Origin of the sequence: Mycobacterium intermedium, from assembly GCF_002086275.1 — a bacterium.
GTDB lineage: Bacteria > Actinomycetota > Actinomycetes > Mycobacteriales > Mycobacteriaceae > Mycobacterium > Mycobacterium intermedium.
The window spans coordinates 1-7583 of sequence record NZ_MVHT01000151.1; the positions used below are offsets into that span (position 1 = coordinate 1).

6 protein-coding genes are annotated in these 7583 nt (G+C 65.5%); 3 read left to right on the forward strand and 3 right to left on the reverse strand.

What is annotated here, in order from left to right:
- Positions 1–77: 77 nt before the first annotated feature.
- The gene (locus tag BST27_RS29065) at positions 78–1115 is read right to left on the reverse strand and encodes an enoyl-CoA hydratase/isomerase family protein (RefSeq protein ID WP_069422343.1); all 1038 of its coding nucleotides are present in this window, start codon (positions 1113–1115) and stop codon (positions 78–80) included.
- 214 nt (positions 1116–1329) lie between these two features.
- Here BST27_RS29065 and BST27_RS29070 point away from each other — a divergent pair, with 214 nt between their 5' ends.
- Positions 1330–2172 carry a Bax inhibitor-1/YccA family protein gene (locus BST27_RS29070; RefSeq protein WP_069422329.1) on the forward strand — a complete coding sequence of 281 codons (843 nt, stop codon included), beginning with the start codon at positions 1330–1332 and terminating at the stop codon, positions 2170–2172.
- A 259-nt stretch (positions 2173–2431) separates the two neighbouring features.
- Here BST27_RS29070 and BST27_RS29075 read toward each other — a convergent pair whose 3' ends face one another.
- Both BST27_RS29075 and BST27_RS29080 read right to left on the reverse strand, forming a co-directional pair.
- On the reverse strand, positions 2432–3649 hold the full coding sequence (locus BST27_RS29075; protein ID WP_069422330.1) for an acetyl-CoA C-acetyltransferase: 1218 nt from the start codon (positions 3647–3649) through the stop codon (positions 2432–2434).
- A gap of 70 nt (positions 3650–3719) precedes the next feature.
- Positions 3720–4703, reverse strand: a complete 984-nt coding sequence (locus BST27_RS29080) for an SGNH/GDSL hydrolase family protein (protein WP_069422331.1) — start codon at positions 4701–4703, stop codon at positions 3720–3722.
- A gap of 232 nt (positions 4704–4935) precedes the next feature.
- Between BST27_RS29080 and BST27_RS29085 the strand changes: the two genes are divergently transcribed.
- Complete coding sequence (locus tag BST27_RS29085; protein WP_069422344.1) at positions 4936–6003, forward strand: alpha/beta hydrolase; 1068 nt, start codon at positions 4936–4938, stop codon at positions 6001–6003.
- Positions 6004–6086: 83 nt separating this feature from the next.
- On the forward strand, positions 6087–7493 hold the full coding sequence (locus tag BST27_RS29090) for a cystathionine beta-synthase (RefSeq protein WP_069422332.1): 1407 nt from the start codon (positions 6087–6089) through the stop codon (positions 7491–7493).
- Positions 7494–7583: the final 90 nt, after the last annotated feature.

Below are 7583 nucleotides of genomic sequence, written 5' to 3' on the forward strand. Positions count from 1 at the left end.
CTAAACCACACAAACCCCAGACACCACGCACCCCATCGCCAAGTCCGACCGAAATCACCCTCGACGAAAAATCGAGGCTAGAACGTCAGGTCGTCGTCGACTGGTTTGAAGTAGTCCGCGACGTCGGCGACGGTGACCTCGGCGAGTGATGCCGGCGACCACTTCGGGTTGCGGTCCTTGTCGACCAATTGGGCCCGGATCCCCTCGACGAAGTCATGCGAGCGCAGCGATGCCGACGACACCCGATAGTCCTGTACCAGAACATCTTCCAGCGTTTCCAGCTTGGCCGCGCGGCGCACGGCCTCGAGCGTCACCGACAACGCGATGGGGGAGCGGGTTGAGATCAGGTCAGCCGCGTCGTTGGCCGCTTTGGCGTCGTGATTCTTCAGCGCGGTGATGATGTCCTGTACGGTGTCGCCGGAGTAGCACTCGTCGATCCATTCACGTTGTGCCGCAAGCTCACTCGGAGGCGGTTCGATGGCGTGGCGGGCCAGCGCGGTTTCCACGCCGTCGGCGGCGATCGACGCCTTGAACTTATCCAGCTCGCTGTGCGGCACGTAGTGGTCGGCGAATCCCAAGGCGATGGCGTCGGCGCCGTTGAATGGCGCGCCGGTCAAGGCCGCGTGCAGGCCCAGCTTGCCAGGAGCCCTGGACAATAAGTAGGTCCCGCCCACGTCGGGGATGAACCCGATGCCGACCTCGGGCATGGCGACCTTTGCGGTGTCGGTCACCACCCGGGTGTTGGCGTGCGCGCTGATGCCGACGCCGCCGCCCATCACGATGCCGTCCATCAGCGCCACATACGGCTTGGCGAACCGGCCGACCTGGGCATCGAGCAGGTACTCGTCGCGCCAGAACCGTCGCGCGTCGACGCCGTCCTTGCGGGCGCTGTGGTAGAGCGCGACCACGTCGCCGCCGGCGCACAAACCGCGCTCCCCGGCGCCAGAAACTACGACGGCGCGCACCGCGTCGTCACGTTCCCACCGGAGGAGCACGGTGCTGAGCAGGTCCACCATGTTCTGGTTCAGCGAGTTAATCGCCTTGGGGCGATTGAGGGTCACAAAGCCGACGTCGCCGTCGACTCGGGTGAGTACCTCGTCGGACTCCCCAGTAATCCCGGCTTCAGTCACGCAATAGCTCCCCTCGACGGATTCCGCCAGTACCTGCGCATGAGTTTGACCAGCAATCTAGATCGTTACTCGCTCCGTGATGTCCGCGGGGCTAGGGTTGACGGGAACGGACGACGAGGCTGGGAACCTGGACGAGCCACTGGTCGTTGTGCAATTGTTCGCACATCTCTAAGCGACAGCCATAAGAGAGGATCCGACGGTGCGGGAGACAAGCAACCCGGTATTTCGCTCGCTGCCTAGGCAGCAGGGCGGCTATGCGCAATTCGGCGCAGGCACGGCACAGATGCAGGGCTATCCGGCGCCTGGCTACGCGCCCTACCAGGAGGGTCGTGCTCGCGTATCACGGCCGATGACCATTGACGATGTCGTCACCAAGACCGGCATCACATTGGCCGTCCTGACGGCTACCGCCGTCATCTCGTATGTCCTGACGAAGTTGAATCCGGCACTCGGGTACCCGCTCGCCCTGATCGGCGGTCTTGGCGGGTTCGCGCTGGTCATGGTCGCAATTTTCGCGCGCAAGCAGGACAACCCGGCGATCGTGCTCAGCTACGCCGCGCTCGAGGGGTTGCTGCTGGGCGCCTTCTCGTTTGTCCTGGCCAATTTCTCGGTGGGTTCGGCCAATGCCGGGGCTCTGATCGGGGAGGCCATCCTGGGCACTCTGGGCGTGTTCTTCGGCATGCTCGTGGTCTACAAGACGGGCGCCATCCGCGTCACACCCAGGTTTACTCGGATGCTGGTCGCCGCGATGATCGGCGTGGTCGTGCTGATGCTGGGCAACCTTGTTCTCTCGTTGTTCCACTTCGGCGGTGGTGAGGGACTGGGTCTGCGTAGCGCCGGACCGATCGGCATCATCTTCTCGCTGGTCTGCATTGCGATCGCTGCCTTCAGCTTCCTCATCGACTTCGACGCGGCCGATCAGATGATCCGCGCAGGTGCGCCGGACAGGGCAGCCTGGGGCGTCGCTCTGGGGCTGACCGTGACGCTGGTCTGGCTGTACATGGAGATCCTGCGCCTGTTGAGTTATCTGCAGAACGATTAACTTGCTCCACGAAAAAAGCCGGCACCCCGGGGTGCCGGCTTTTTCGTGCTTCGTGGGGCGATGCGATGCGCCTCGACCCCTCGTTGAGTATGCGGTTTTGGCGGTGCTAACTCGAACTTTCCCGCCCTGGGCGCAGAGTCAATGCCTGGGGCGGTCGAGGGTGGGGCGCCCTTCGTTGAGTCTGCGGTTTTGGCGGTGCTTACTCGAACTTTCCCGCCCTGGGCGCAGAGTCAACGGGAAGGGGGGCCAAAGCCCCGCGCTAGCTCAGGCGCTCAAACACCATCGCCATGCCCTGGCCGCCGCCCACACACATGGTCTCGAGGCCGAACGTCTTGTCGTGGGTCTGCAGATTGTTGATCAGCGTGGTGGCAATGCGGGCACCGGTCATGCCGAACGGATGACCCAGGGCGATCGCCCCACCCGAGACATTCAGTTTGTCCTCGTCGATGCCCAGTTCGCGGGCCGAGCCCAGCACCTGCACCGCGAAAGCCTCGTTGATCTCGAAGAGGTCGATGTCGTTGATCGACAGGCCGGCGTTGGCCAACGCCTTCTTGGTGGCCTCGATCGGCCCCAGCCCCATGATCTCGGGAGACAGGCCGCTGACGCCGGTGGACACGATGCGGGCCAGCGGCGTCAGGCCGAGCTCTTTGGCTTTGGTGTCGCTGGTGATCACCAGCGCGGCTGCGCCGTCGTTCAGCGGGCACGCGTTGCCGGCGGTCACCGTCCCGTTAGGCCGAAACACCGGCTTGAGGTCCCGGATCTTGTCGTAAGTGGTGCCCGGGCGAGGGCCGTCGTCGGTGCTGACGACGCTGCCGTCGGGCAAGGTGACCGGGGTTATCTCACGCTCGAAGAACCCGTTCTTGATGGCCTCCTCCGCCCGGTTCTGGCTGCGCACGCCCCAGTGGTCCTGGTCTTCGCGGCTGATGCCGGTCAACAGGGCGACGTTCTCAGCGGTCTGGCCCATCGCGATGTAGATGTCGGGAAGGTTGCCGTCGGCGCGCGGGTCATGCCACTCCTCGGCACCCGTGGCCGCGCTCGCGGTGCGTTCCTGCGCCTCGCCGAACAGCGGGTTCTTGGTGTCGGGCCACGAGTCGGCGGTGCCCTTGCCGAACCGAGACACCGTCTCCACGCCTGCGGAGATAAACGCGTCGCCCTCACCGGCTTTGATCGCGTGGAAGGCCATCCGGCTGGTCTGCAGGGACGACGAACAGTAGCGGTTGACCGTGGTGCCGGGCAGGAAGTCGTAGCCCAGCTCCACCGCCACAACACGGGCCAGGTTGAAACCGGACTCGCCGCCGGGCTGTCCGCAACCCAACATGAGGTCGTCGATCTGGTGCGGGTTCAGCGCCGGCACCTTGTCGAGCGCGGCGCGAACCATCTGGACCGCCAGGTCATCGGGCCGCATGTTGACCAGGGACCCCTTCATGGCCCGGCCAATCGGCGAGCGGACTGCGGAAACGATGACGGCTTCTGGCATGACGGCTCCTCGCGTACAGCAGGCCGTAAACCGCGGCCCGACCCAGGACTGGACGAGATAAATCTAGTCGCTACCCGCTGACGGGAGCAGCGACGGGTGTGGGCAGCACCGGCGCATTGTCGGGCGCGGGACGTCGCCACAGGCGGGACATGACACTGCGTCGCGTGTGATCGCTGGTGAGGGTGGGTGAGCTGGGCCGTGCCGGTAATTCCGGCATTGGCGTACCACGCTTTTCGGCCAACTCCACCCGAAGCGCGGGCAGCAGATGTTCGACGGCAAGGGCGTATCCGAGTGCCGACGGGTGGTAGCGGTCGCGGCAGAACATCGCATCCGGCATGGCCCGAAACTTCGGAGCCAGCAGATGCGCAAGCGGCACCGCCGCGCCGTCGGCCAGTTTGACGGCGTTGGCCTGAGCGCGCGCAAGTTGCAGGGAACGTTGGTGGGCCACCGAGCGCAGTGGCTGGGGGATGGCGGGGATCATCCCGAAATCCGGACACGTGCCGACCACGACCACCGCGTCCCGGGCGCGCAGCTTGCGTACACACGAGGCCAGCCGTCGCGCCGACGGGCCGGTAGCGTTGAGTGCCGTCACGTCGTTGGCGCCCACCAAGATGACCGCCGCATCCGGGGGCGGGCCGGCCACGAACATCGCATCGACCTGACCGCACAGGCCTCTCGACGTCGCCCCGACGATCGCCTTGGTGCTCAGTCGGACGCGCATTCCGGTCTCATCGGCGATGCCGCGGGCCATCAACGCACCCGGCACTTCGTCGGCGCTGCCGCAGCCGTATCCCGTCGCCGTCGAGTCGCCGAACATCATCAGGTGCAGGTCGAACGGGACCCCCCGCCGCCACCGCTGCGCCGGTTCGCCGCCGGGCCCGTAGACGCCGTCCGCCTGGGGTGGGGTGCCCCATGATTTCGGGATCACAGTGCGCACGTGTGTGGCCTGGCCGACTAGCAGGTTGCGTGCGCCCAGATAGGCAGTCCCCGTCGAGGCGAGTGCGCCCGCAGTGGCCAGTGCGACGGTCGAACGACGCGGCGCATGTATGTCCACGCGAAAAAGTCTAGGACGGTTGTTCCGATTTCGTGGGTAGCTGACGAAGAAACCCGTTACGGTGTGAAACAAAGTTGGTATCGAAACAGACTCATCGAATGTTGTAAGCGAAAAGGACTGTCAAGCTAAGTTCGCGGGGTTGGCTGGGGGCTTCGGAAAGCAGTTAAGCCGGAACGCCCGACCTCTTCGCCGCATGCTGTATCCGACTACAACGGCGTAGGAAGTGTTGGGCATGACTGCACCCGAAAAGGTATCCGGCTCACCTAGAGTAGCCATTCGCCCGCGTGACGCGCTGAAGGCACGTAGACTCGAAACACGCAGGTTTGCCATCAGCGACGGCGCCCCGGTTGAGGTCGTCGAATCTGGCCCAAGTGTTGCTGCGCGCTTAGCTGCGCTGGCGTCGCGATTGACGATACGCCCCGTTTTGGCGGCCGGCAGCTACGTCCCTCACGCGCCTTGGCCGTGGGGGCTCATCGACCACGCGGCGCGCGTGTTCTTACCGGCCTCCAGCACCGTTCGAGCCACTGTGAAGTTGCCTAATGCGTCCGCACAGCTGGTTCGTGCCAAGGGTGTGCTGCCCGCGGACGGCACTCGCAGGGTGGTTCTGTATTTGCACGGCGGCGCGTTCCTCACCTGTGGAGCAAACTCGCACGGCCGCCTCGTCGAGCTGCTCTCAATGTTTGCTGATGCGCCGGTTCTAGTCGTGAACTATCGGCTGATGCCCAAGCACTCGATCGGGATGGCGTTGGAAGACTGCCACGACGGATACCGCTGGCTGCGAACGCTGGGATACCAGCCGGAGCAAATCGTGCTCGCCGGCGACTCCGCCGGCGGGTACCTCGCGCTCACGCTCGCCCAGCGGCTCTTGGACGAATGCGAGGAGCCGGCGGCGTTGGTGGCGATCTCGCCACTGCTGCAGCTAGCAAAGGAAGAAAAGCAGGCGCATCCCAACATCAAGACCGACGCGATGTTCCCGTCGCGGGCCTTTGATGCCCTCGGTGTTTTGGTTGCTAGCGCTGCCGCCAAGAACCATGTGGACGGCAAACCGGAAGAGGTTTACGAGCCGTTGGATCACATCCGGGCGGGGCTGCCCCGGACCTTGATTCACGTCTCCGGCTCGGAGGTACTGCTGCACGACGCGCAGTTGGCTGCGGGCAAATTGGCGGCTGCCGGAGTGCCGGCCGAAGTCCGGGTCTGGCCGGGGCAGGTTCACGACTTCCAGGTCGTGGGGCCGCTGTTGCCCGAGGCGGTCCGCTCGTTGCGCCAAATCGGGGAGTACATCCGCGAAGCCACCGACTAGCCACGGCCTGGCCCCGGTCTGGCCACAGCCTGGCTGTTGCGCCCACGTGTGCGTCGGTCGAAATCGCCTGAGACGATAAGCGGATGCGGATCGCGCAGCACATCAGTGACCTCATCGGCGGCACGCCACTGGTACGGCTGAACTCGGTCGTCCCCGATGGATGCGGCGTCGTGGCCGCAAAGGTCGAATACCTCAATCCGGGCGGCAGTTCCAAGGACCGCATCGCGGCGCGGATGATCGACGCCGCGGAGGCCAGCGGGCAACTGAAACCAGGTGGCACCATCGTCGAACCCACCTCTGGCAACACCGGTGTCGGCCTGGCCCTGGTTGCCCAGAGCCGCGGCTACAAATGCGTGTTCGTCTGCCCGGACAAGGTGAGTGAGGACAAGCGAAATGTGTTGCTCGCCTACGGCGCCGAGGTCGTCGTGTGCCCGACGGCGGTACCGCCTGAGGACCCGGACAGCTACTACAGCGTCTCCGACCGACTGGTCCGGGAAATCGAGGGTGCCTGGAAGCCCGACCAGTACGCGAACCCGGAAGGGCCGGCCAGCCACTACGCCACCACGGGCCCCGAGATATGGGCCGACACCGACGGCAAGATCACCCATTTCGTCGCCGGCATCGGCACCGGCGGCACGATCACCGGGGCCGGCCGCTACCTCAAGGAGGTGTCCGCGGACCGGCCGGAAGGACCGGTGCGCATCATCGGCGCCGACCCGGAGGGCTCGGTGTACTCCGGCGGCACCGGTCGCCCCTATCTGGTCGAGGGAGTCGGCGAGGACTTCTGGCCGGCGGCCTATGACCCGTCCGTGCCCGACGAGATCATCGCGGTGTCCGACGCCGACTCGTTCGACATGACCAGGCGGTTGGCCCGCGAGGAAGCGATGTTGGTCGGCGGTTCGTGCGGGATGGCGGTGGTGGCGGCGCTAAAAGTTGCCGAACAAGCCGGGCCCGACGCCCTGGTGGTCGTGCTGTTGCCCGACGGCGGCCGCGGCTACATGTCCAAGATCTTCAACGACGCCTGGATGTCCTCGTACGGATTCCTGCGCACTCGCCTCGACGGCTCGTCCGACGAGTCGACGGTCGGAGATGTGTTGCGCCGCAAGTCCGGTGCGCTGCCCGACCTGGTGCACACCCATCCGTCAGAAACGGTGCGCGACGCCATCGGGATCCTCCGTGAGTACGGGGTCTCGCAGATGCCGGTCGTCGGGGCCGAGCCGCCGGTGATGGCAGGCGAGGTGGCCGGCAGCGTCTCGGAGCGGGAACTGCTCTCGGCGGTGTTCGAGGGTCGCGCCAACCTGGCCGACGCCGTCTCCCAGCACATGAGCCCGCCGTTGCCGTTGATCGGAGCCGGCGAGTTGGTGAGCGCGGCCGGTAAGGCGTTGCGGGATTGGGACGCGCTGATGGTTGTCGAGGAGGGCAAGCCGGTCGGTGTGATCACCCGGTACGACCTGCTGGGCTTCTTGTCCGAAGGGCAACGCCGGCGCTAGCCCGTTGTGACGCACGTCTCGCTGATGTCGTAGCTGTATCCGTAGGACTCGTAGTGGCGTGTCGTCGTCAGCAACAGCGAAATGATCTGT